The sequence below is a fragment of the Mesorhizobium sp. M0983 genome (assembly GCF_040318975.1).
Lineage (GTDB): Bacteria > Pseudomonadota > Alphaproteobacteria > Rhizobiales > Rhizobiaceae > Mesorhizobium.
In genome coordinates this window covers 1-21,853 of record NZ_JAMYNH010000025.1, presented here as the reverse complement: position 1 = coordinate 21,853, position 21,853 = coordinate 1, and the positions used below count along the sequence as shown (strand labels likewise).

Annotated in this window: 20 protein-coding genes; 3 read left to right on the top strand and 17 right to left on the bottom strand. The window is 64.1% G+C overall.

The window, feature by feature from the left end:
• Positions 1–109: 109 nt before the first annotated feature.
• The 3 genes from NKH71_RS28540 to NKH71_RS28530 are packed head-to-tail and all read right to left on the bottom strand — an operon-like array spanning position 110 to position 4,729.
• A complete protein-coding gene (locus NKH71_RS28540) occupies positions 110–1,264 on the bottom strand; it encodes an efflux RND transporter periplasmic adaptor subunit (protein WP_352895549.1) in 1,155 nt (384 codons plus the stop codon).
• A gap of 16 nt (positions 1,265–1,280) precedes the next feature.
• On the bottom strand, positions 1,281–4,460 hold the full coding sequence (locus NKH71_RS28535; protein ID WP_023716801.1) for an efflux RND transporter permease subunit: 3,180 nt from the start codon (positions 4,458–4,460) through the stop codon (positions 1,281–1,283).
• Positions 4,454–4,729 carry a hypothetical protein gene (locus NKH71_RS28530; RefSeq protein WP_023716802.1) on the bottom strand — a complete coding sequence of 92 codons (276 nt, stop codon included), beginning with the start codon at positions 4,727–4,729 and terminating at the stop codon, positions 4,454–4,456. The genes NKH71_RS28535 and NKH71_RS28530 overlap by 7 nt, the downstream gene beginning before the upstream one ends.
• Positions 4,730–4,981: 252 nt before the next feature.
• Between NKH71_RS28530 and NKH71_RS28525 the strand changes: the two genes are divergently transcribed.
• A complete protein-coding gene (locus tag NKH71_RS28525) occupies positions 4,982–5,563 on the top strand; it encodes a TetR/AcrR family transcriptional regulator (protein WP_352895548.1) in 582 nt (193 codons plus the stop codon).
• Positions 5,564–6,115: 552 nt separating this feature from the next.
• Here the strand turns inward: NKH71_RS28525 and NKH71_RS28520 are convergent.
• From NKH71_RS28520 to NKH71_RS28480, 9 genes are all read right to left on the bottom strand, one after another.
• Complete coding sequence (locus NKH71_RS28520) at positions 6,116–7,138, bottom strand: LacI family DNA-binding transcriptional regulator (protein ID WP_352548708.1); 1,023 nt, start codon at positions 7,136–7,138, stop codon at positions 6,116–6,118.
• 50 nt (positions 7,139–7,188) lie between these two features.
• The gene (locus tag NKH71_RS28515) at positions 7,189–7,983 is read right to left on the bottom strand and encodes an ATP-binding cassette domain-containing protein (protein ID WP_023716805.1); all 795 of its coding nucleotides are present in this window, start codon (positions 7,981–7,983) and stop codon (positions 7,189–7,191) included.
• Positions 7,984–7,987: 4 nt separating this feature from the next.
• Positions 7,988–8,974, bottom strand: coding sequence for an ABC transporter permease (locus NKH71_RS28510; RefSeq protein WP_352493998.1), 987 nt, complete (start codon positions 8,972–8,974; stop codon positions 7,988–7,990).
• 107 nt (positions 8,975–9,081) lie between these two features.
• Positions 9,082–10,014, bottom strand: a complete 933-nt coding sequence (locus NKH71_RS28505) for a substrate-binding domain-containing protein (protein WP_023716807.1) — start codon at positions 10,012–10,014, stop codon at positions 9,082–9,084.
• Between the two features lie 357 nt (positions 10,015–10,371).
• Entirely contained in the window at positions 10,372–11,199 is an 828-nt protein-coding gene (locus tag NKH71_RS28500) for an SDR family NAD(P)-dependent oxidoreductase (RefSeq protein WP_352588911.1), read from the bottom strand.
• Positions 11,196–12,104, bottom strand: a complete 909-nt coding sequence (locus NKH71_RS28495; RefSeq protein ID WP_352515634.1) for an SMP-30/gluconolactonase/LRE family protein — start codon at positions 12,102–12,104, stop codon at positions 11,196–11,198. The genes NKH71_RS28500 and NKH71_RS28495 overlap by 4 nt, the downstream gene beginning before the upstream one ends.
• Entirely contained in the window at positions 12,101–12,934 is an 834-nt protein-coding gene (locus tag NKH71_RS28490; protein WP_352895547.1) for a carbohydrate ABC transporter permease, read from the bottom strand. The genes NKH71_RS28495 and NKH71_RS28490 overlap by 4 nt, the downstream gene beginning before the upstream one ends.
• Positions 12,931–13,854 carry a carbohydrate ABC transporter permease gene (locus NKH71_RS28485; RefSeq protein ID WP_352484091.1) on the bottom strand — a complete coding sequence of 308 codons (924 nt, stop codon included), beginning with the start codon at positions 13,852–13,854 and terminating at the stop codon, positions 12,931–12,933. Before NKH71_RS28485 ends, NKH71_RS28490 begins: the two co-directional genes overlap by 4 nt.
• A gap of 37 nt (positions 13,855–13,891) precedes the next feature.
• Positions 13,892–15,334 (bottom strand): extracellular solute-binding protein, encoded by a 1,443-nt coding sequence (locus NKH71_RS28480; RefSeq protein WP_023716812.1) that lies wholly within the window; start codon positions 15,332–15,334, stop codon positions 13,892–13,894.
• Between the two features lie 294 nt (positions 15,335–15,628).
• Here NKH71_RS28480 and NKH71_RS28475 point away from each other — a divergent pair, with 294 nt between their 5' ends.
• Complete coding sequence (locus NKH71_RS28475) at positions 15,629–16,426, top strand: SDR family NAD(P)-dependent oxidoreductase (protein ID WP_023716813.1); 798 nt, start codon at positions 15,629–15,631, stop codon at positions 16,424–16,426.
• A gap of 5 nt (positions 16,427–16,431) precedes the next feature.
• Positions 16,432–17,448 (top strand): LacI family DNA-binding transcriptional regulator, encoded by a 1,017-nt coding sequence (locus NKH71_RS28470; RefSeq protein WP_352484090.1) that lies wholly within the window; start codon positions 16,432–16,434, stop codon positions 17,446–17,448.
• 114 nt (positions 17,449–17,562) lie between these two features.
• Here NKH71_RS28470 and NKH71_RS28465 read toward each other — a convergent pair whose 3' ends face one another.
• Genes NKH71_RS28465 through NKH71_RS28445 form a run of 5 tightly spaced genes read right to left on the bottom strand, consistent with a single transcriptional unit; the run spans position 17,563 to position 21,789 of the window.
• Positions 17,563–18,777, bottom strand: a complete 1,215-nt coding sequence (locus NKH71_RS28465; RefSeq protein ID WP_031193340.1) for a CoA transferase — start codon at positions 18,775–18,777, stop codon at positions 17,563–17,565.
• Positions 18,774–19,778 carry a MaoC family dehydratase gene (locus NKH71_RS28460; RefSeq protein WP_352895546.1) on the bottom strand — a complete coding sequence of 335 codons (1,005 nt, stop codon included), beginning with the start codon at positions 19,776–19,778 and terminating at the stop codon, positions 18,774–18,776. Before NKH71_RS28460 ends, NKH71_RS28465 begins: the two co-directional genes overlap by 4 nt.
• Positions 19,779–19,793: 15 nt before the next feature.
• Positions 19,794–20,078 carry a muconolactone Delta-isomerase family protein gene (locus tag NKH71_RS28455; protein ID WP_352895545.1) on the bottom strand — a complete coding sequence of 95 codons (285 nt, stop codon included), beginning with the start codon at positions 20,076–20,078 and terminating at the stop codon, positions 19,794–19,796.
• Positions 20,057–21,091: a thiamine pyrophosphate-dependent dehydrogenase E1 component subunit alpha gene (locus NKH71_RS28450; protein WP_352494006.1), complete on the bottom strand. Its 1,035-nt coding sequence runs from the start codon at positions 21,089–21,091 to the stop codon at positions 20,057–20,059. Before NKH71_RS28450 ends, NKH71_RS28455 begins: the two co-directional genes overlap by 22 nt.
• The gene (locus NKH71_RS28445) at positions 21,088–21,789 is read right to left on the bottom strand and encodes an alpha-ketoacid dehydrogenase subunit beta (RefSeq protein WP_352895544.1); all 702 of its coding nucleotides are present in this window, start codon (positions 21,787–21,789) and stop codon (positions 21,088–21,090) included. The genes NKH71_RS28450 and NKH71_RS28445 overlap by 4 nt, the downstream gene beginning before the upstream one ends.
• Between the last annotated feature and the right edge of the window lie 64 nt (positions 21,790–21,853).

The window sequence follows — 21,853 nt, the reverse complement described above, 5'->3', positions numbered from 1 at the left end:
AAGGCCGAGTGCGCCGATGAGGCCAATCTTGCCGACCCTGCTCAGCAAGAAAACGGCGCCCTCGGCGTGGGAGCCGAGGGCGCCGCGGGACCGGACCTGATGGGGGTTATCAGGTGGCCGGTTTCTGGGGTAGCGGCGAGACCGGCATTCCCGGGCCGATCTTCTGCAGATTGCCGGTGATCACCTGGTCGCCTTCGGCTACGCCGCTCAAGATGGCCACCTGATCGCCATTGGTCGGTCCGAGCGAAACGATGCGCTGGTCGACGGTGTTGTCCTTGCCGACGACATAGAGGTATTTGCCGAGCTGGCCTGAGCCGAGTGCCGTCTGCGGCACCATCAGCGCATCGGGCTGCTCTTTGACGTGCAGCCGGACGCGGACATACTGCCCGGGCAGCAGCGTGAATTTGCCGTTGCCGACCGTCGCCCGTGCCGTGATCGTGCCGGTCGAGCGATCGATTGTGTTGTCCATGAAGGTAAGATCGCCCTTCTGGCGCGGTTCGGTTTCACCGGGAAGCAGGACGTCGACACTGATCGGTCCCGCAGCCCGAGCTTCCTCGATCTGGGTCAGGTCCGTTTCGCTCGGATTGAAGGTGACGTAGATCGGATCGAGCTGCACCAGCGAGTTGAGCACCGTGCCGGCAACGCTGACCAGCGTTCCGACGGAAGCCTGGCTGCGTCCGATGCGTCCCGCGAACGGGGCACGGATTTCGGTATAGCTCAAATTGAGCTCGGCGGTCCGCAAGGCGGCCTGGTTCACGGCGAGCGAGGCCTGAGCCCCGCGCAAGGTGCTGGTGCGCTGGTCGAACACGTCCTTGGCGAGATAGCCGCTCTTGGCGAGCTCGCTGCCGCGCCCGAGATTGGAGCGCGCATAGTCGAGTGTTGCCGTGTCGCGCTGGATAAGCGCCTTCGCCTGCTCGAGGGCAGCCTGGAAATCCTCCGGGGCGATCTTGTAGAGAAGGTCGCCCTTTGCAACGTCGCTGCCGTCGGTGGCGACCTGCTCCTGCAGATAGCCCGGCACGCGTGCCTGCAGCGTAATGCTGCGGATTGGCTCTACCCGGGCGGCGTAGTCGAGATAGATCGGGATCGTCTTCTTGACGACGCTCACCACCGGCACCGGCATGACAAAGGCTTCCGGCTTGGGTGTCGCCGCCCCGGCCGTGCCGGCGTTGAGGCTGAGACTGCCCATGTCGAGCAAGTGAACGCTCGCCATCGAAATCGCCCCAAGGGCGACGGCCGTTCCCAGCGCGATTTTCCATTTACGCATGATCGATTCTCCAGTCCTATTCAGCCGCTTCGGCCAATGGCTCGAAGGCGGGTTCGGCGGTTGGTTGTTCAGTCGTTTCGGAGACCGGTTCGCTCTCGCTGCGGCGCTCGCGCAGCTGCTCGATCACCGCATAGAAGACCGGCACGAACACCAGCGACAGGATGGTCGCCGCGACCATGCCGCCAAAGACAGTGGTGCCGATCGACTGCCGGCTCGCGGCACCTGCACCTGTAGCGAACATCAGCGGCAGCACGCCGAGGATGAAGGCGAAGGCGGTCATCAGGATCGGCCGCAGCCGCAGCCGCGCCGCTTCCATCGCGGCGTCGACGATGCTGAGGCCTTCTTCGCGCCGGCGCCGGGCAAACTCGACGATCAGAATCGCGTTCTTGGCCGCCAGTCCGATCAGCATGACGAAGCCGATCTGCGAGTAGACGTCGATCTGCATGCCGCGCAGCCACAGCACGACGAACGCACCGAACAATGCGAGCGGCACCGCCAGCAGCACCATGAACGGCATCGCCCAGCTCTCATATTGCGCGGCAAGGATGAGGAAAACGAAGACGATGGCGAGGCCGAAGACGACGGATGCGATCGATCCCGCCTTGAGCTCCTGATAGGTGATGCCGGTCCATTCGTAGCCGAAATCTCTCGGCAACGCCGTGGCAGCGGCACGTTCCATTGCCGCCACCGCCTGGCCGGACGAAAAGCCGGGGGCGGCGCCGCCATTGATCAGGGCCGACGCATTGTTGTTGTAGTGCGGCACGGTCTCGGGGCCGACGATGGGCACAAGCTTGCCCAGCGTGCTCAGCGGCACCATGCCACCCGACGCATTGCGGACATAGAGCCGCGAAATGTCGGCCGGACCGGCTCGAGAGTCCTTGTCGGCCTGGATCGTCACCCGGAAGGTGCGGCCAAACAGGTTGAAGTCGTTCACATAAAGCGAGCCGAGATAGATCTGCAGCGTGTTGAAGACGTCCGGCAGGTTGAGCCCGAGCAGCTTTGCCTTGGCGCGATCGAGATCGTAGTTGAACTGCGGCGTCGAGGTCGAGAACGACGAGAACAATTGCTGTGGGTTGAGCTCCGGCTGCTTGCGCGCCTCGGCAATCACAGCTTGCGTCGCATCGTTGAGCGCCACGCTGCCGCGGCCGGTCAGATCCTCGACCTGGAACTCGAAGCCACCGGTGGTGCCGATGCCCGGGATCGAAGGCGGGTCGAAGCTCAGCGCAAAAGCCTCCGGAATTTGCAGCAGCTTGTTGCGCACGTCGGCGACGAGCTTCGAGGCGCTCTGGTCGGGGCCGCGTTCGTCCCATGGCTTCAGGATGGCGAATTCGACCGCCGAGTTCGACTGCGCGGCACTGGTCAGGAAGTTCAAGCCGCTGATCGAGCCGACAATGTCGACGCCGGGCGTGTTCTGCAGGATATCGCGTGCCTTTTGCGCCACTGCATCGGTGCGTTCCAGCGAGGCCCCGTCGGGGAGCTGGATAACGACGAAGAAGTAGCCCTGGTCTTCGACCGGAAGGAAGGTCGAGGGCAGGCGCTGCCAGACGAAGTAGGTCGCGACAAGTCCGGCCGCGAACAGGCCAAGCATGATCCAGCGCAGACGGATGAGAATGCGCACGCCATTCGCATACGCATGCGACAGCCGTTCGAAGCCCATGTTGAACCAGCGGAACAGCACGAACTGCGTTTCAGGCCGGTGGCGCAGGAACGCCGCGCTGAGCGCCGGAGTAAGCGTAAGCGAGACAAAGGCCGAGATGCCGAAGGAGATCGCGACCGTCAGGGCAAACTGGTTGTAGAGCCGGCCGGAAACGCCGGGGATGAAGGCAACCGGCACAAACACGGCCATCAGCACGGCGGTCGTGGCGATGATCGGTCCGGTGACCTCGGCCATCGCCGTACGCGTGGCAGCCAGCGGTTTGAGGCCGGCCTCGAGCTGGCGTTCGACATTCTCGACGACGACGATCGCGTCGTCGACGACGAGGCCGATCGCCAGCACCATGCCGAGCAGGCTGAGCATGTTCAGGGAGAAGCCGAACATGTACATGACGACTAATGTCGACACCAGCGACACCGGAATCGCGATCGTCGGGATGATCGTGGTGCGCCAGCTTTGCAGGAAGATGAACACCACCGCGACGACCAGGACCAGCGCCTCGCCGAGCGTGATCAGCACGTCATGCATAGACGCCGATACGAAACGTGTCGTATCGTAATGCATGGCATAGCTGACCCCCTTCGGGAAGCGGGCCGACAGCTCCTGCATCTTGTCCTTGACGCGCTGCTGCAGATCGAGCGCGTTGGAGCCCGGCATCTGGTAGACCGCGAGCACCACCGTCGGGTCCTTGCCGAAGAAGGCCGACGACGAATATTGCAGCGCGCCGAGCTCGATGCGCGCAACGTCGCGGAGCCGCACCAACGAGCCGTTGGCGGTATTGGCCCGCACGACGATGTCGCCGAACTCCTTGGGGTCGCTCAGCCTGCCGACGGCGTTGACCTGCATCTCGAAAGCGGTGCCGGCCGGAGCCGGCGATTGCCCGATCTTGCCGGCCGCCACCTGGACGTTCTGCTCGGCGACGGCGTTCTGCACGTCGACGGCGGTGATGCCGAGATTGGCGAGCTTGTCGGGATCGAGCCAAACGCGCATCGAATAGCGCCGCTCGCCGAAGATCTGCACGTCGCCGACGCCAGGCAGGCGCTTCAGCGGATCGACCACCTGCAGGTAGGCGAGATTGCTCAAAGTGACCGGGTTGACGGAGCCGTCCGGGGAGGTGAGGTCGACGATCAGGACGAAGTTCGGGTTCTGTTTCTTGATCGTCACGCCGCCCTGGTTGACGATGGCCGGCAACGAGGAAGCCGCCTGCGAAACGCGGTTCTGGACGTCGACGGCGGCGGTGCTCAGGGAATAGCCGACCTCGAAAGTGATGGTGATCGTCGAGGAGCCGTCATTGGAGCTCGACGACGACATATAGGTCATGCCCTGAACGCCGTTGATCTGCTGTTCGAGCGGCGTCGTCACCGTGTCGGCGACAACCTGCGCGCTGGCGCCCGGGTAGTGGGCGCTGACCACGACCTGGGGCGGCGTGATGTCGGGAAACTGCGAGACGGGCAGCAGAAAATAACAAATGCCCCCGGCGAGCACCATGATGATGGCGATCGCCGACGCAAAGATCGGACGATGAATGAAGAAGTTTACCATGAGATGCACGCCTCGCCCGATGCTCTGGCCCGGCCAAAGGCCCTGGCCACCCTGGACAGTCGCCGGCTGCGCGTTGAGCCGGAATCTTCGAGAAAGCCGAAATCTTGCAGCGGGCGACGCGGCGCGTTGCGGCGCTCGGCCTGCTCGTCCGCCAGCGCACGCAGCATCGCCTCGAAAGACCGCGGATCGACGCGGTCGGCCTTCATCAGCATGCGGATCATCGGATCCTTCACGACTTCATCGATCGTCAGATCATTGCGCTGCGACATCGAAGCGGCTCCTGGTTTTTGGCGATCCGCGGCAGGCCGCGGATCGGGTGTTCTCTTGCTCGCCGGCCGAGGCCGTAAGGTGCGGTTCGTCCCCTTGCCGATTGGGCGGGGCTGATGGCCGGCACTTGCGAGTTTGACATGATGCAATGCGGGTGTTACAGGTAAGTAACATCTCTAACGTTACAGACCGGTAACACCCTAGTCAAGAGGTGCACCGAGGGAATTTCGGGAAACGCAATCACGGAGGTTTTGATGACAGACAGTGTTGTGGAGCGTGGTCGCCCCCGGGACAGGATCCTGGAGACGGCACGGGACATGTTTCACAAGCATGGCATTCGCGGCGTCGGCATCGACGCCATCACCGAGGCCGCCGGTACCAACAAGATGACGCTCTACCGGCATTTCGAGTCCAAGGACGACCTGATCATCGAATGTCTGCGGGCGACCGCCTGCAGCGCCAACGCGATGTGGGAAAAGTTCGAGGCCGAGAATCCGGGCGACAAACTGGCGCAACTGCACGCCTGGGTCCGGATGGCGGCCGATTGCCTGATGTCGGATCGTCGCGGTTGCGACATGGCCAACGCCGCCATCGAGCTGAGCGAGACCGATCATCCGGCAAGGCAAGTGATCAAGGAACTCAAGGAAGCGCAGCGCGAGCGGCTGGTCTCGCTGTGTCGCGATGCCGGCATCGGCCAGGCCGAACTTCTCGCCGACACGCTGTCGCTTCTGCTCGAGGGCGCCCGTGTCAGCCTGCAAAGCGTCGGCGCCGAAGGCCCGAGCGCGCAGTTCGTCCGCATGGCGGAAGGCCTGATCACTTCTTTCAGGGCCAGATAGTCTCGCAAGCGGCGAAACCATTGACAGCTCGTTGGTTACGAGCCGCGCCGCCGAGCGCTCTTTCGTCCCATTCGGATGTGTCGTCACCACACTTCTCCGTCTGCCGCCGCGCCATTCCTTGCGCGGCGTATTGCTTGTTGGTTGTGAGGGCAAGATAGGGCCGGCAGCGAATTGGTGAGAGTGACAAGTGTGACAGGATTCCGCCCGGAAATGCCGTGGCGATCTCAGCGAAGGCCCATCGATTCGCGGATCGGTACTCGTCCCGGTGATAGTCATGGCCCCAGCCTTGGCCGATACCTCAGAGCCGGAACGAAAAAAGCCCGCTGCCGGGAGGAGGTGGCAGCGGGCTTGATTTTCGAATGCGGTGCGGGAGGAGGTGCACCGAATTCAACGTCGGCATCGCATCTGGGAGGAGTAGATGGCCGACGCTTATGAACTTACTGGTTGCCCAATGATTCGGCAACCACAAAAGTTGCATAGCTGATGTGCAGATTTGCGGTATCAACCGAATTTTAACGATCGAGGCCGAGCGAACACCGCCCTCGCGCGGCATCACTGCACCGGGACATTTTCCTTGAAGATCAGGCGCGGCTCGATGAATTTCCGCGTCAGATAGGGCGCCGACGAGGCAATCGAGCCGAGCAGGCGAATGACCGACTGTTCCGCGATCAGCCGCGCATTCTGGTCGATGACGACGTCGAGCAGATCGTCGACAAGATAGCCGCGCGTTTCGCGCGTCAGGTCATGGCAGATGAACACCGGCTTCTTCTGCGGCCTGGCTTCGAGCAATGCTTTTGCCACGCCCGAGCGCCCGGCGCCGATACAGTAGATGCCGAGCAGCTCCGGCTCGTTGTGCAGCGCCTTCATGGTCGCGGTATAACTGACCTCCGGCTCGTCGTTGATCTCGACGGCACTGGTGACGGTCAGATTGGGGAACTCCTCGCCGAGCACCGAGCGAAAGCCCATTTCACGTTCCTCGTGGCCGCGATAGGAACGTGAGCCGACCACCATCGCCAGATGGCCTTGGCGGCCGCCGAGGAACCGTCCCATCAGCAGCGCCGCGGTACGGCCGGCCACCCGGTTGTCGATGCCGACATAGGCCGAGCGGGGCGCGCCGGGAACGTCGGACACCAGCGTGACCAGGCGGATGCCGGCCTCGACGATCTCGCGCAAGATGTTGCGCGTTCTCGGATGATCGATGGCGATGACGCCGACACCGTTCGCCTTGAGCGAGAGGTTTTCGACGGCCCCTTGTAAGGCGCTCGGCGAGATCCCGGCGAGCTTGTGGATGCGGCAGGAGGCGACCAGCGGCAGGCGCGCCGCATAATCCTCGATGTGCCTGGCCAGATCGGCCATGAAGGCATTGCTGCCGATCGGCAGGAAGAATTCGAGATGTGCCGGCCGTGAGGGCAACGCGACCTGGTCGACAACCGGCAGATAGCCGAGCTGCTTGGCTGCCTCCATCACGCGCTGCCGGTTGGCGGCACTCGCCCCCGGCCGGTTGTTGAGCACACGGTCGACCGTCGCGGTCGACAGGCCGCAGCTCCTGGCAATATCCGAAACGGTGGCTTTCATCTCGCAACCATGTGGCGATGCGATCCAGTGCCTCGGCGGTCAGCCGGCGGTCAGTCGTGCCGCTTTGTGCGCTCGACCAGCGCGTCGTGGATCTCCTTGTCCGACATGCCGGTGATGACGCGTTCGACTTCGGCGACGCTGGTCTTCTTCGGGTCGATATCGTCGGCGACCACCTTGCCGCGGCGCATGACGACGATGCGGTCGACCACCTGGAAGACGTGGTGGATGTTGTGGGCGATGAAGATGCAGGAATGGCCGGAATCGCGGGCGCTGCGCACGAAGCTTAGAACGCCTTGCGTTTCGGCGACGCCGAGATTGTTGGTCGGCTCGTCGAGGATGATGAGGTCGCTGTCGAAATGCATGGCGCGTGCAATCGCCACCGCCTGCCGCTCGCCGCCGGAGAGCGAGCCGATCGGCGTCGTCGGCGGAATGTTCTTCGAGATGCCGACCTGCTTGAGCAGGTCGCGGGCAACCACGTTCATCGCCTCCTGGTCCATGCGGTTGAGGAAACGCGGCGGCTTGATCGGCTCGCGTCCAAGGAACAGGTTGCGGGCGATCGACAGTTGCGTCACCAGCGCCGAGTCCTGGTAGATCGTCTCGATGCCGTGGGCGATGGCGTCGCTGGTGCTGCGCAAATTTACCCTCTTGCCGCGGATGAAGATGTCGCCGCTGGTCAGCGGGACCGCGCCCGACAGCACCTTGATCAGCGTCGACTTGCCGGCGCCATTGTCGCCGAGCAGTCCGACGATCTCCCTTTCGTTGACATGGAAATTGGCATCAACCAGCGCCTGAACGCGGCCATAGGACTTGCGGATGTTCGTCATGCGGATCAGCGGCTCGACCATCGTCTCAAGTCCCTGCCTGATGCCGGCGTTCCAGCCAGGAGTGGAGCGCCATCATGCCGAGGATGATAGCGCCGATGAAGATGTTGTAGGCAAGGCCCGGCACACCGATCAGCACGATGCCGTTGCGCATCACGCGCAGGATCAGGATACCGAGCACTGTGCCGATGATGGTGCCGCGCCCGCCGGTCAGCGCCGTACCGCCGATCACCACCATGGCGATGACTTCGAGCTCGTAGCCGGTGCCGCTGTTGGGGTTGGCCGCCGAGGTGCGCAGCGAGCTGATGACGCCGGCAAGCGAGGCCAGGATCGACGACAGGATGAACAGGCCGATCTTGACGCCGCTGACATTGACGCCGCGCGCCCTTGCGGCACTCGGGTTGCCGCCGGCCGCCTGGATCCAGTTGCCGATCCGGCTCTGCGTCAGCACGTAGCCGAGCGCGACGGCGGCCGCGATGAACCAGAACAGCGACATATAGATACGGAACGGCCCGATGAAGAAATCGCCGACCAGGGCTTCCGCCAGCCAGCTCCCCTCGGCGCTCCAGGTCCGCTGCGGAAACCCGTTGGTGACGAACAAAGCGGTGCCGCGCACCACCAGCAGCATGCCCAGCGTCACCAGGAAGGACGGGATCTTGAGCTGCGTCACGAACCAGCCATTGACCAGCCCGATGAAGGCGGCAACCACCAGGGCAACGGCGAAGGCGGCTTCGAGCGAGGTGAGACCGCTGTTGAACAGCGTCCACATCAGGACCGGCGAGAAGCCGAACACCGAGCCGACCGAGAGGTCGAATTCGCCCGATGTCATCAGCAGTGTCATCGCCAGCGCGATCAGCCCGAGTTCGACCGTGAAGGCCAGCGTGTTCGAGATGTTCTGCGGCGACAGGAAGTCGTGATTGATGCCCCAGAACACGGCAATCTCGACGACAAGCAGCACGAAAGGCCCGAACTCTGGCCGCGCGATCGAGCGTTGGATAAGGGAACGATTTTCCACCTTGGACCCGCGATAGGATTGGAACTGGCCGAGACGGCAACCGGCTTCGGCGGATTGATGAGACAGTCACGGCCGCCGGAGCGGCCGTGACCAACTCGATCGCGGATTTATTTGCCGGACAGGATCTTGTCGTAGACTGCCGCGGTGTCCTTCTCGTACAGCGCGCCGGTGATCACGTCGAAGCCGGGCGGAATGCCGCTCGCCGCCATGTTGGCGAGCGAGAGCGCGACGTAGCTGGTCGCCTGCGGATCCTGCCACTGGCCGGCATTGACGTAGCCGTTCAGCACTTCCTGGGTGGTATCGAGCGAGTTGCCCCAGCCGACAACCGGGATTTCGCCCGGCTTGACGCCGACCTGGTCGAACACTCGCTTGATCGAACCGGTGACAAGGTCGCCGAGACCGATGACCGCCTTGACCTTGGCCCTGTTGGCGGTGAGGTAATCGACCATGCGGTTGATCACTTCGGCCTGGTCGAGCGTCGCTTCGGTGATTTCATAAGTGATGCCGAGCGGCTCGAAGACGCTCTTGATGCCTTCCTCTTCCTGGACGCCATAGGTGGCGCCGGGAATTTCGACCGGCATCCAGACGAAGTCGCCCTTCTTCACTAGGCCCTTGTCGACCAGATACTGCGCCCAATGCTTGCCGAAGGTGACGTTGTCGCCGCCGACATAGGCGTTGAAATCCGCCTTCGGGTCGGGCGTGTTGAAGTTGATGATCGGGATGTTCGCCGCCCGCGCTTCCTTGACGATCTCGACAAGGCTGCCCGGATCGGGGCTGGTGGTGGTGATGCCGTCGGCCTTGGCGGCGATTGCGGCGCGAACGGCTTCCTGCTGCGACGCCACGTCACCATTGTGGAACGAGGTGTTGACGGTATTGCCGGTGTCCGTCGCCCATTGCTTGGCGCCGGCAAGGAAGTAGGTCCAGACCGGATCGGCCGGGCCGCCATGCGAAATCCAGTAGAATGTCTTGGCCTGTGCCGCGGCCGGAATGGCCAGCGCCACCACCAAGCCAAGTACAAGCAGTCTTAGCCTCGTCAGCATTTGATTTCCTCCCATTTGAACCGAACTCCTCCTCCCACGACGATCGCGGCGAAAAACCGTGCGCGGCAAAAACCGCGATCGTATTCTGCCAGCGTCGACCTGGGTGCATCAGAGCATCCCCTTTTTCGATCGATGGCAAGCCTTCATCTGCCAGTGGTAGTTGGCGCATCCGCAGGCGCCATCAGCCCTACCATCAGATTGCATCAGTTTGCGTGATATTTTCCAGGCAGGCGATTCCTGGACTGCGTCGGCCGGATTGCTCCCGGCGCCCATCTACTCCAAACGACCATGACGTCCCTTGTCGTGGGCGCTGCGGGCCTGTTTGATACCGAAGACCTCAGATTCCGGATGTCAAGATCAGCCCTTGATCCAGGCCGGGTCGCGAAAATTGTCCCATGTGGCACCGATGCCTGCATCGACCGGAATGGCAGCGCCTGTAATGCCATTGGCTATGGGCGAGGCAACGAACGCAATCGCCGCTGCTATGTCACGCGGTGTCAGCACCCGGCCGAGCGGATGCCGCTCGGCGTAGGAGGCGAGGATCTCGTCACCATTCGGCAGCGCTGCCAGCCGTCCGGCCAGCAGCGGCGTATGGGTCACGCTCGGGCAGACGCAATTGACCGTGACCCGGTCCCGCGCCAGGTCGAGCGCCGCCGCGCGGGCAAGGTTGAGCAGCGCTCCCTTCGACACGCAGTAGGAGAACATGCCGTGCTCGGCCTGCAGCCCATCGAGGCTGGAGAGCAGCACGATGGCGCCGCTCTTTTGCTTGCGCATGCCCTTGGCCGCCTCGCGCACCACCAGGAATGAGCCTCGCACGTTGACGCCCATCACCTGCTCGAAATCCTCGACCGAGGTCTCGAACACCGGCCCGCCGACGCCGAGCACGCCGGCACAGGCCACGGCGACATCGATTTCGCCAAGCTGCTTGCGCGTCGCCGCAAAGGCATCGGCGACGGTCTTCTCATGACCGGCATCGCCTTCGAAGGCGATCGCTTTCCGACCGATGTGCTTGACCTGCCTGGCGGTGTCTGCAGCAGCGCCCGCGGTCCAGTCGAGGATGGCGACATCGGCGCCGAGATCGGCCAGTGTCAGCGCCGTCTCGCGGCCTATGCCCGAGCCGCCGCCGGTGATGAAGGCGACCTTGCCTTGATAGGAAAGTCCGGGAAACGGTTCGCGCGGGCTCATGCGCCCGCCTCCGCTGCCATTTTGATCGTGCCTTTGTAGGTCGGGGCGCCGCCGCCCGGCACTTTCAGCCGCCACAGGCGCCCGGCATAGGACGGTTTGTCGCTCGATGCCAGCACGCTGGCGTCGGTCACCCACAGCGTCTCGCCATCGAAGGCGAGATTGGTCGGCGCGCCGCCGCACTTGATGAAGCCCTTGATGGCGCCGTCGCGGGCGACGACATGGATGCCGCCGCCGACCAGATCCGTGACCAGCAGCGAACCGTCGGCGGCGATCGTCATGCCGTCGAGGATCGGGTTATCCCCCGGCATGCGGCCGAGATCCTCGATGCTGCCGTCGCCCTTCAGTCGCCTGACACGGCCGGTGTAAGATTCGTCCCAGACGATCGAGCCGTCGGCCTCGACGACGATGCCGTTCGGAAACACCGGTTCTGGGAAGGCCACCTTGATTGTCGCCTTGCCGTCCGGTGCCAGCGCAAAAATGTAGCTCGGGTCGGGACTGGCGGGATTATAGGTGCCGGGGTCGGTCCAGACCAGCGTACCATCCGGCGCAAAGACCAGATCGTTCGGGCCATTGAGTTTGACGCCCTCGACCTCGGTCACCAGAATTTCCGGCCCGGCGCCCGGCCGCACCCGCTGGATCGATGGCACGGTCATCTCAGGCGCGCGCCACGGACCGACGGTGCCGCCGTTCTGGCAGACATAGAGCGCGCCGTCGGAGCCAAGCACGCAGGAGTTCGGCGCGCCGGTGACATAGGCGAATTGCCTTGCCTTGTCGTCCTTGCCGACAATGGTCAGCTGGCTGCGGTAGCTTTCGACGAAGACCAGGCTGCCGTCCGGCATCACGGTCGGCCCTTCCGGCCATCCGAGATTGTCCGTCACCAGTTCCGGCGAAAGATCGTTCTTCATTTCACGGCCCCTGCGGTTAGTCCGCGCACGATGTAGCGCTGGACGAAAAGCGAGAAGAGGAGGATCGGGATGACGGTGACGACGCCGACCGTCGCGGCGATGTTCCAGTCGATCGGTCGCTGCGCGCTGACCAGGGTCGCGGCACCCAGCGATATGGTCTGGAAGGCACGGCTGTCGATGACGTAGAGTGCGACCAGGAACTCGTTCCAGATGAACAGCGCGCCGAACAGCGCTGCCGTCACCAGGCCCGGCCGCACGATCGGCAGCATGACGTGCCACAGCACACCGACGCGCGTGCAGCCGTCGATCATCGCCGCTTCATCGATCTCGCTCGGGATTTCGTCGAAGAAGCCGATCATGATCCACACCACGAGCGGCAGCGAAAAGGCGATATAGGGCAGGACCAGGCCCGGATAACTGTCCTGCAGGCCGGCCGTCTTGACCATCAGAAACAGCGGAATGGCGACAGCGATCGGCGGCATGAAGCGCATCGACAGGATGGTGCTTGCCAGCTGCTCGCTATGCTTGAAGCGCAGCCTTGAAAACGCATAGGCCGCCGGCGTGCCGATCAGAATCGCGGCTGCGGTTGCGATGCCGACCACGATGATGGAGTTGAGGGTGAAGGCCAGCATCCCCTGGCTGAACAGCACCTCATTGTAGTTCTTGACGATCTGCGTCCAGTTGAGGTTGAGCGTCGGTGGCACCTGCGCCAGGATCTCGATGCGCTTCTTGGTCGACAGCACCGCCAGATAGAGGAAGGGCGCGGCGCCGAAGATGCCGAGCACGATGAGGAAGAGGTAGGCGATGACCCGGCCCGGGCGGGTCTTCATCGCGAGTTCCCGGGCCGGATCTGGACGTATCTGAGCATCACTGTCGTGCCGACGGCGAGGATCAAAAGCATCATGTAGGCGACCGCCGCGGCATAGCCGTAATTCTGGAACTGGAAGCCGTTCTGGAACGAGAAAAAGGACAGCGTCGTCGTGCTGCGCGCTGGCCCGCCATAGCTCAGCCCGTAGATCAGGTCGAACGAACGGAAAGCATCGACGGCGCGGAACACGGCGGCGAAGACGATGGCCGGCGTCAGCATCGGCAGCGTGATGCGCCGGAAGGTGACGAATGGGCCGGCGCCGTCGACCTGGGCGGCTTCGAAGACATCCTGCGACAGCGCCTGCAGGCGCGCAAAGACGATGATGAAGACGAATGGCGTCCATTGCCAGCAGTCGACGAGGATCACCGTCACCATCGACATGCCGACCGAGCCCAGCCAGTCGGGTGGCGTCAGTCCGATCTGCTTTATCGCCCAGTTGACCAGCCCCCAGTCCGGATTGAGCAGGGCGCGCCACATCACCCCGACGATGATCGGCGTCATCAGCATCGGCAGCAACAGGATGCCGCGCACGATCCAGGCGCCCTTCAGCTGCAGGTTGAAGAACATCGCCAGTGCGACGCCGAGCACGACCTGGATGGAAACCGAGAAAAACACCATGATGGCGCTGTTCATGGCGGCGTTCCAAAACAGCGGATCGACCAGCAGGGCACGGTAATTGGCGAGGCCGACGAAATTGCCGGTGCCGGTCGCGGCGGTCAAATCTGTAAGCGACAGGCGCAGGCTGTGGAACAGCGGATAAATGCTGAAGACGATCAGGTAAAGCAGGCAGGGGCCGAGGAGCAGCCACACGGCTCTCCCCGGCTCGTCACGTGTGCCGAAGACGAATTTCGTCTGGGTGGCGGCGGTTGTCGCAAGGCTCATCGAAAATCACATCCACAGCGATCCGCGCGGGCACCGATCAGGCAAGGTGGCCTGCCTTCCGCAAGATCGCCTCCCACTGGGTCTGCACTTTTTCACAGGCAGTCTTGGCATCTTGCGTGCCGATCAGCGCCGCGTTGAACTCGACGTTCATGACATCGTTGAGTTGAAAGAATTCCGGGATCAGCGACGTCGGTATGGTGTCGGCCGTCTCGATCGCCGTCAGCGCGTCCTTGAGGTAGGGGAACTTCGCCACCAGCTCGGGATCTGTGAAAGCCGAGGTGCGGTTCGCATCGATGTTGTATTTCTCGATGGAATAGCGGTTCACCGCCTTGCTGGTGATCCAGGTCAGCGCCAGCCAGGCGGCGTCCTTCTTCGCCGGGTCGATATTCTTCGGGATGCCGACCCCCCAGCCGCCTTGGATTGCCCGCGGCGACTTGCCGTCGCCGGAAGGAACCGGGGTGGTCGCGGTGGTCTCGGCGACCATGGAATTCTCGCTGTTCAGGATCGGCCCGGCAATTGTAGACCAGAAGATCATCTGCGCGATCTTGCCGGTGGAGAAGCCGTCGACGTTTTCGGCAAAGCCGTATTTGGTTACATTCTTCGGCGCATAGGGCAGCAGGTCGATCAGCATCTGCAAGGCGCCGATGCCTTCCTTGGAATTGACCTGCGGCTTAAAATTCTTCTCCTTGGCGCTGCCGGTCATCAGCACGCCGCCAGTGGTGATGAAGCGAGTGTACCAGTCGACCGCGGCGAGCGAGAAATCGTTGGCGCCGATGAAGGAGCAACCGGCCACGTCGTCGGTGTTGAGCTTCTCGGCGGCAGCCTTGAACTCGTCCCAGGTCTTGGCCGGCTGCAGGCCTGCCGCGTCGAACAGGTCCTTGCGATAGAAATAGATGACCGACCCGGAATGCAGGCCGGGTATGCCGTAGACGTCCTTGCCTTTGCCAACCGTGCCGGAGGCCATGTCGAAAATGCCGACATTCTTCATCGCCGCCGGGATGAGATCGGCGAAATCCCAGTCCGGCGGCGTTTTTGCGGGATCGTCGATATAGGCGTTGAGCTGCTCGTAATAGCCGCCGCCGACCTGCTGGGTCGTCAGGAACCCAAGATACTCGATCAATTCGAACGAGGATTTGTCTGCCTTGAGGTTCTGCAATGTCTTTTCGATCAGCGCGCCGAGTGCCGGCGAGGTGATCTCCAGTTCCATGCCGGTCTCCTCGACGAATTTCGGCATCATGTCGGCGAGCGCGCGATGGTCGTTCTCATCGCCGGTCATCAGGATATTGATTTTGGTGCCGGCGAACTTCTTCATGTCGAAACCGGCGGCGTAGAGCGGCACGGTGCCGCCAAGTCCTCCAAACGCCGTTGCCAGGCCCAGCATGCCGGCGCGCTGCATCAGGTCGCGGCGCGTCAGGCCGCCTGTATCCACGGCGGCGTTTTCGCCGGGCCGCGGGTGATCCGTCTGCTCTTTTCCGCTCATGTCTCACTCCCCAGTTTCTTCTTTGTTCTGCCGACGGGACTGCATCGGTCCGGACGGCAGATTGCATCCGGCGATCTAAATAGTCAATCGATTGCTTAATGATCGCTCAAACGATTGCTTGAACAAACACGTCGTGTTATCGATGCCGTGCTCTATGGGTGAAAATTGTCTCGGGCGCAGGCGCTTGACAGCTGTCGCGCACGGCCTCTACACGCTGGCAAACAACAATGTGCCAGGCGACTGAATGGCGGCCTTCCAGCGCATCCGAAGCCCGAACCGACAGGGAGGTCGTCGATGAGCCTGGGAAGCGTTGTCGTGACAGGTGCGGGCGACGGCATAGGACGCGCCATAGCGATCCGATTGGCCGCCGACGGCTGGAATGTCGTCGGCCTCGAACTTGACCGGGCGGCAGCCGAGGCGCTTGGCAAGACGCTTGGCAACGGCCATCATGCGGTGTGCGGCGACGCATCCGACCGCTCGGTGCTGAAAGCCGCCCGCGAGGCGGCGGAACAACTCGCGCCGTTGCGCGGATGGGTCAACAATGTCGGCATCGCCTTGATGGGCAATCTGCATGAACCCAATGAGCCCGAGGTCGAGCGTTTGTTCGCCGTCAACCTGATGTCGCATTTCTGGGGCTCGTCCGAAGCCATCCGGACGTGGGTTCGAGACCGGGCGACCGGTTCGATCGTCAATGTCTCCTCGGTGCATGGCCGCTCGGCCTTCAACATGTGGGCGGCCTATGATGTGGCCAAGGCCGGCATCGATGCGCTGACCCGCTATATCGCGGTCGAATACGGGCCGATCGGCATCCGCGCCAATGCGGTCGCGCCCGGCGCCGTCCGTACGGCGCTGGTGCAACGCGTGATCCGCGACAGCCCCGACAGCGCGGTGGCTGAAAAGGAAATGTCGATTCAGCATCCGCTCGAGCGCATCGGCGAGCCGGAGGAGATCGCGGCCGCCGTCTCGTGGCTGATTTCGTCCGAGGCCTCGTTCGTCACCGGCCAGTCGCTGGCCGTCGATGGCGGCTTGACCTCGCGCTGCTACCGCTATGCGCCCGACGCGCAACTGCTCGCCATGTACGGAAAGGGCTGAAGCCTTTGAAGCCAATCAGCCCGCCGGGGCGCGCCACGCTGAAGGACATTGCCCGCACTGTCGGCGTCGACGTTTCCACCGTTTCCAAGGTGCTCAACGACGGCGGCATCAGCGTGCGGCCGCAGACGCGCCAAGCAATCATCGACGAGGCAAGCCGGGTCAACTATCGCCCACATGCGCTTGCTCGCAACCTGCGCACCCAGCGCACCGGCGCACTCGGCATTCTGCTGCCCGACCTCACCAATCCAATCTATGCCGAGACGGTGCATGGTGCGATGCGCCAGGCCGAACGGTCCGGCTACGTCATGCTCATTGCCGAGGTTGCGGACGAGCGCACCTCCGCCGCCGCCTATATGCGGTTGGTCAGCGAACGCCGCATCGACGGGCTGATCATCGCCGTCAGCGCCGAAACCAGCGAGATGATCGCTGCCATCGAGAACAATCCGGTGCCGCACGTCTTCGTCAACCGCCGTTCCAGCATCGGCCGCAGCGTCACCGTCGACGACCAGGCTTCGGGACGGCTTGCCGCGCAGACCCTGATCGAGGCCGGCCATCGGCGCCTCGGCTTCATCGGCGCGTTGCCCGAACTCGACACCTCGCGACGCCGGCGCCATGGCTTCGTCGAAGTCTGCCAGGCTGCCGGCCTGCCAGCCGTCGTCGAAATTGCCGGCCCGGTCTCGCGCCGCGGTGGCTACGATGCCTTGCACAGGCTGCTCGATGAGGCGCAACGCCCGACCGGCGTCTTCGCCTTCAACATGCTGGTCGGCATCGGTGCGCTGGCGGCGGCCCGTGTGCGCGGCGTGCGCGTGCCGGACGATCTTTCGGTGGTCACGCTCGACGGCGAGGACGCCATCTTTACCGCGCCGCCGCTGACCGCCATCATTACCCCGCTCGCCGAAATGGGCGCGCGCGCCGTCGTCGAGCTCGAAGCCATGATCCAGGGGCGCGAACCGCAGGATGTCGTCATCGATATCCCGCCGAAGCTGGTTTACCGCGAATCCGTGGCGCCGCCGCCTCGCTAAAGCGGTTCATCGTTTCACGGAAACGCCGAACCGCTCTATCTCTTTGTTTCTACGCAATTCCGGACGGAAAACCGTTTCACACCTTTCCTGGAATTGCGCTAAAGCCTTCGCGGCTCAAGCCGTCGCCGGACCGGCGACGATGCCGCGGTCGTGCAGGCTTCCGATCTCGCCGTCGCTCAACCCCAGTTCGGTCAGGATCTCGTCGGTGTGCTCGCCAAGTACGGGCGCGCGGACTGCAGGAAGCCGTTCCACCGAGGAGAAATCCAGTGGCGAAGTCGGCGTCAGCAGCGATCCGAGACCGGGGTGATCGACCTTTGCGAACATCGGGTTGTCCGTCGAGCAGCGCGGATCCTCGACCAACAATTGCCGGAATGTCTGGTAAGGCCCCCACGAGACGCCGGATGCCGTGAAGCTGCGCCGCACGTCGGCGAAGCTCCGTGCCGAAAACCACGGCGCCAGTAGGGCGGCGATCGCCTCGCGCGCCGCATAACGCCCGCCTTCGCTGTCGAGGTCGGCGCCGCTTGTTGCCGCGAGCTTTGCCGTGTCCAGCCCGGTCGCCTGCAGCAGTACGGCCCATTGCCGGCCGGTCAGCGCCATCACCATGACGCGGCGGTCGTCGGCGGTGAGGAAATCCCGCCCGAACGCACCATAGAGATAGTTGCCGTCCTTTTCGGCACTGCCTCCAAGTTCGGCCTGCGCCAGCCGACCGAGATTGCCGGTCATGGCCAGCGCTACGTCCGATAGCGCCAGTTTCACCAATGACCCGTTGCCGGTGCGGCTGCGGTGGCGGTCGGCGGCAAGCACGCCCACCGCCGCCATCTCGCCCATCGCGATGTCCCAGGCCGGCAGCACGCTATTGGTAGGCTCCGTGGCGCCGCGCGCGCCGGTGATTTCGGCAAAGCCGGTTGCCGCGTTGACGGTATAGTCGACCTCGCTGGTTCCATCATTGTTGCCGGTCAGCGCGATCATGATGACGTCGTTGCGCCGGTGCTTCAGGGCCTCGTAGGAGAGGGCGCCGCGCGCCGCAAAATTGGTCAGGAAGATGCCGTTGCCCGGCCCCGGTCTCGCGATCAGACTGGCCACGACGTCCTGCCCTTCGGGCGACTGCAGGTTGATCTGGATCGAACGCTTGCCCTTGTTCATGCCGGCCCAGAACAGGCTCTGGCCGTTGTCCGCCACTGGCCACCGGCCATGGTCGAGCCCACCGCCGATCTGGTCGTAGCGGATCACGTCGGCCCCCAATTGTGCCAGCGTCATGCCGCCAAGCGGTGCCGCCACGAAGGCCGAGCCCTCGACGATGCTAAGGCCGGCGAGAATGCCGCCGCTCATGCGAACAGCCCCACTGATCGCCAGTCGAGCACGTCGGAAATCCCGCCATCGGAAGCGGTCGCCCGCACCAGTGAGCGCAAATGCACCAGCCCACCGCCGCCGGGCAGAGGCTCGCAGTGCCCGATGCCGATTTCGGAGTGCAGCGTGTCGCCCTCGTGCACCGGCCCCAGATGATCGCAGTCCTGCCAGCCCAAAATGGTTACCAGCGACGGCAGTGCACGGGTCAACTGTGCCGCTGCCAGCCCGATCGTATGGCCGCCATAGACGAGGCGCTGCCCCGTCTGGGTGCGGTCATGGTGGATCGTCGCCAGGTTCATCGTCAGCCGCGCCAGCTCCGGCGCGCTGCTCACCACATCGCCGCCGGCAAGGCGATGGATGGTGCCGGCGCTGAGATCGTTGAAATGCGGGCCAGGCACCGCCTTGCGGTAAGCGTCGAGGTTCCATCCGCCGATCGCCGCCGGCGCTCCCATGAACTCGGATCGCGGCGGATCGGTTTCGCCCTGCGCGGCACCATCCCCTGCCTGTCTGGCCGGTAGTAGCGCGCACCGGCAGAAATCGAGTACCGGTCGGTCCTCCTGATCGCTGGTGGCGATCCGCATGGTGACCAGGCCGCGCGACGCACGCCCCGGCCTGGCGGCGGCGGACCGCAGCCCGATGATGGTGGTAACGGTCTTCAAACTGTCGCCGATCGCCGGCGCCCGGCGAAAGATCAGACCGCGGTAGAAGAGGTTGGCGATCGCCCGCTGCGTCACCAGCGTCGACTGGCCGATCGCCACGTCCCAGACCAGCGCCGGCGCGGCAAAAGGCTGCTTTAGTCCGGTCACGGATGCCGACAGTGCCGCATCGAAGGCCAGCCTCAGCCTGCCGCCGACGATTGCATGGTGGGCAGCGGCAAGGCCATCGCTCAGCCGCATCACCGGCGCTCCGTCGAAGCGGTCGCCGATGCGGAGATCCTCGTAGAACGGACCGTCGATGCCTGTTGCGGGGGGAGACGTGATCACGCTGCTGAACCTTCGTCAGCTTCGGCCCGGATCAGAAGGATGCGCTGCCAGCGGCCGCACCACCACCTTCAGCCAGGGGTAGAACGGCAGCGACGCGATCGCCTCATGCAGCGCGGTCGCGTCCGGCGCCTCCCAGATGCCGAAATTCGCCCATCGGCCCGGCTGACGCCACAGCCGGCGCACGATGCCGGCCGCGGCCAGTGCCTTGGCGCGACGGCCTTCTGCCGCGATCAGCTCCGCCTTTTGCAGGGGGTCGCCGTCGGGCGGGAAATTTACCTCTATTTCGACCAGAAATTCCATCTCTGGTCCCCTCCAGCCGAATGGGCGCCGACATGCGCCAGGATTTCGCCGAGATCCGGCGCCGGTGAGTCCAGCACCTCCATTGTCGCCCGCTCCACGGCATCGCTTATGTCGGCCTTAAGCTGGTCGAGACCGCCCGGCGCCAATATTTTTTCGCCGGCCAGCCGCTCTGCCAGGATGTCGATCGGGTCACGCTTCAGCCAGGCATCGAGCTCGCCGGCCGGCCGATAGGTCGCCGGGTCCGAACGTGAATGGCCGGAATAGCGATAGGTCTTCATTTCGATCAGTGTCGGCCCTTCGCCGCGGCGGGCGCGGGCGACGGCGGTCGCCATCGCCTCCGCCACCTTGTCGACATCCTGCCCGTCGGCGACGACGCCCGGCATATTGTAGCTCGCTGCACGTATGGCGATGTCCTCGACCGGGGTCGACAGCTGGATACGGGTGTATTCGCCGTAGAGATTGTTCTCGCAGACGAAGACCACCGGCAGCTTGCGGATCGCCGCGAAATTGAGCGACTCGTGGAAGGCGCCGATATTGGCCGAGCCGTCGCCGAAAATGGATACGGCGATGCGGTCCTTGCCGCGGGCGCGTGCCGCCATCGCCGCGCCGCAGGCGATCGGCAGGCCGGCGCCGACAATGGCGGCGGTCGGCAGCAGCCCGACCTCTGGCTCGACCAGATGCATGGAACCGCCGAGGCCACCGGCGCAACCGATGACGCGGCCGCAGATCTCGCCGATAACCGCCGTTGGCGACACGCCGAGCGCCAACGCGTGGCCATGGCCGCGATAGGTGCAGGTCACGATGTCGTCGGGATCGATCGAGCGCGCGATGCCGACCGAGACGGCCTCCTGTCCACAGGCAAGATGTGTGCTGCCGCGGACATGTCCTTCGGCGAAGAGTTTCTGGATGCGCTCCTCGACCGCGCGGATCTCGACCATGCGCGTGAGCTGCTCCAGCCTGTTCTTCAAGGCCTCGCGCCGCACGATCGGCACATTCGAATTGGAGAGCGTCATGCTGCGTTCCTCCACCACGGCAGGGGTGGCTTGTTGGTCGAGACAAGCGTCGCGATCTGCTCGGCCACATAGGCCGGGCTCGGCAGGAAACGGGCTTCCAGCGCGCCGCTATAAGGTACGGGCGCTTCGGGAAGAGTGATACGATGCGGCGGCGCCTTCAGCCGGCCGAACGCTTCGATGGCGATCGACGAGACGACATCGCCGCCCCAGCCGCTGCCGGCCGGCGCCTCCTCGAGTGTCACTAGGCGGCCTGTGCGCGCAACCGATTCGGCAACACTCCGGCGGTCCCATGGCCACAGCGTCAGAAGGTCGACGACCTCGATATTGGCGTGGCTGGTTTCCGCTGCCGCGAGCGCCACCCGCCGCATCGCGCCGCAGGTGACGAGCGTCACGTCGCTGCCGGGCCGCGCGATCTCGGCCTGGCCGAGCGGAATGCGGTAGTTGCGGTCGAATTCGTATTCCTCGCGCTCGGCGTAAAGCACACGCGGTTCGAGCACCACCACCGGATCCGGATCTTCGATCGCCGACCGCAGCAGGCCATAGGTCGTGCGTGCATTGCTGGTCACCGCGACCTTGAGGCCGGGCGTGCCGCGGAACCAGTGGTCGAGCATCTGCGAATGCTGGCAGCCAAACCCCTGGCCGGCGCCCGCGGGGACGCGCCCCCACGGCGGGCGGGGGTGCCCCCCCCCGGCCCCCAAAGGCCAAAATGTACGCCGCGCGCGGCAACGGGGGGGAGGCGCCGCCCGGTATTTAAATGAAAAA

Bases quoted from the DNA above. Each gene is read 5' to 3' on its own strand.
- NKH71_RS28540 (WP_352895549.1), bottom strand. From the start codon at position 1,264: ATGCGTAAATGGAAAATCGCGCTGGGAACGGCCGTCGCCCTTGGGGCG.
- NKH71_RS28535 (WP_023716801.1), bottom strand. From the start codon at position 4,460: ATGGTAAACTTCTTCATTCATCGTCCGATCTTTGCGTCGGCGATCGCC.
- NKH71_RS28530 (WP_023716802.1), bottom strand. From the start codon at position 4,729: ATGTCGCAGCGCAATGATCTGACGATCGATGAAGTCGTGAAGGATCCG.
- NKH71_RS28525 (WP_352895548.1), top strand. From the start codon at position 4,982: ATGACAGACAGTGTTGTGGAGCGTGGTCGCCCCCGGGACAGGATCCTG.
- NKH71_RS28520 (WP_352548708.1), bottom strand. From the start codon at position 7,138: ATGAAAGCCACCGTTTCGGATATTGCCAGGAGCTGCGGCCTGTCGACC.
- NKH71_RS28515 (WP_023716805.1), bottom strand. From the start codon at position 7,983: ATGGTCGAGCCGCTGATCCGCATGACGAACATCCGCAAGTCCTATGGC.
- NKH71_RS28505 (WP_023716807.1), bottom strand. From the start codon at position 10,014: ATGCTGACGAGGCTAAGACTGCTTGTACTTGGCTTGGTGGTGGCGCTG.
- NKH71_RS28500 (WP_352588911.1), bottom strand. From the start codon at position 11,199: ATGAGCCCGCGCGAACCGTTTCCCGGACTTTCCTATCAAGGCAAGGTC.
- NKH71_RS28495 (WP_352515634.1), bottom strand. From the start codon at position 12,104: ATGAAGAACGATCTTTCGCCGGAACTGGTGACGGACAATCTCGGATGG.
- NKH71_RS28490 (WP_352895547.1), bottom strand. From the start codon at position 12,934: ATGAAGACCCGCCCGGGCCGGGTCATCGCCTACCTCTTCCTCATCGTG.
- NKH71_RS28485 (WP_352484091.1), bottom strand. From the start codon at position 13,854: ATGAGCCTTGCGACAACCGCCGCCACCCAGACGAAATTCGTCTTCGGC.
- NKH71_RS28480 (WP_023716812.1), bottom strand. From the start codon at position 15,334: ATGAGCGGAAAAGAGCAGACGGATCACCCGCGGCCCGGCGAAAACGCC.
- NKH71_RS28475 (WP_023716813.1), top strand. From the start codon at position 15,629: ATGAGCCTGGGAAGCGTTGTCGTGACAGGTGCGGGCGACGGCATAGGA.
- NKH71_RS28465 (WP_031193340.1), bottom strand. From the start codon at position 18,777: ATGAGCGGCGGCATTCTCGCCGGCCTTAGCATCGTCGAGGGCTCGGCC.
- NKH71_RS28455 (WP_352895545.1), bottom strand. From the start codon at position 20,078: ATGGAATTTCTGGTCGAAATAGAGGTAAATTTCCCGCCCGACGGCGAC.
- NKH71_RS28450 (WP_352494006.1), bottom strand. From the start codon at position 21,091: ATGACGCTCTCCAATTCGAATGTGCCGATCGTGCGGCGCGAGGCCTTG.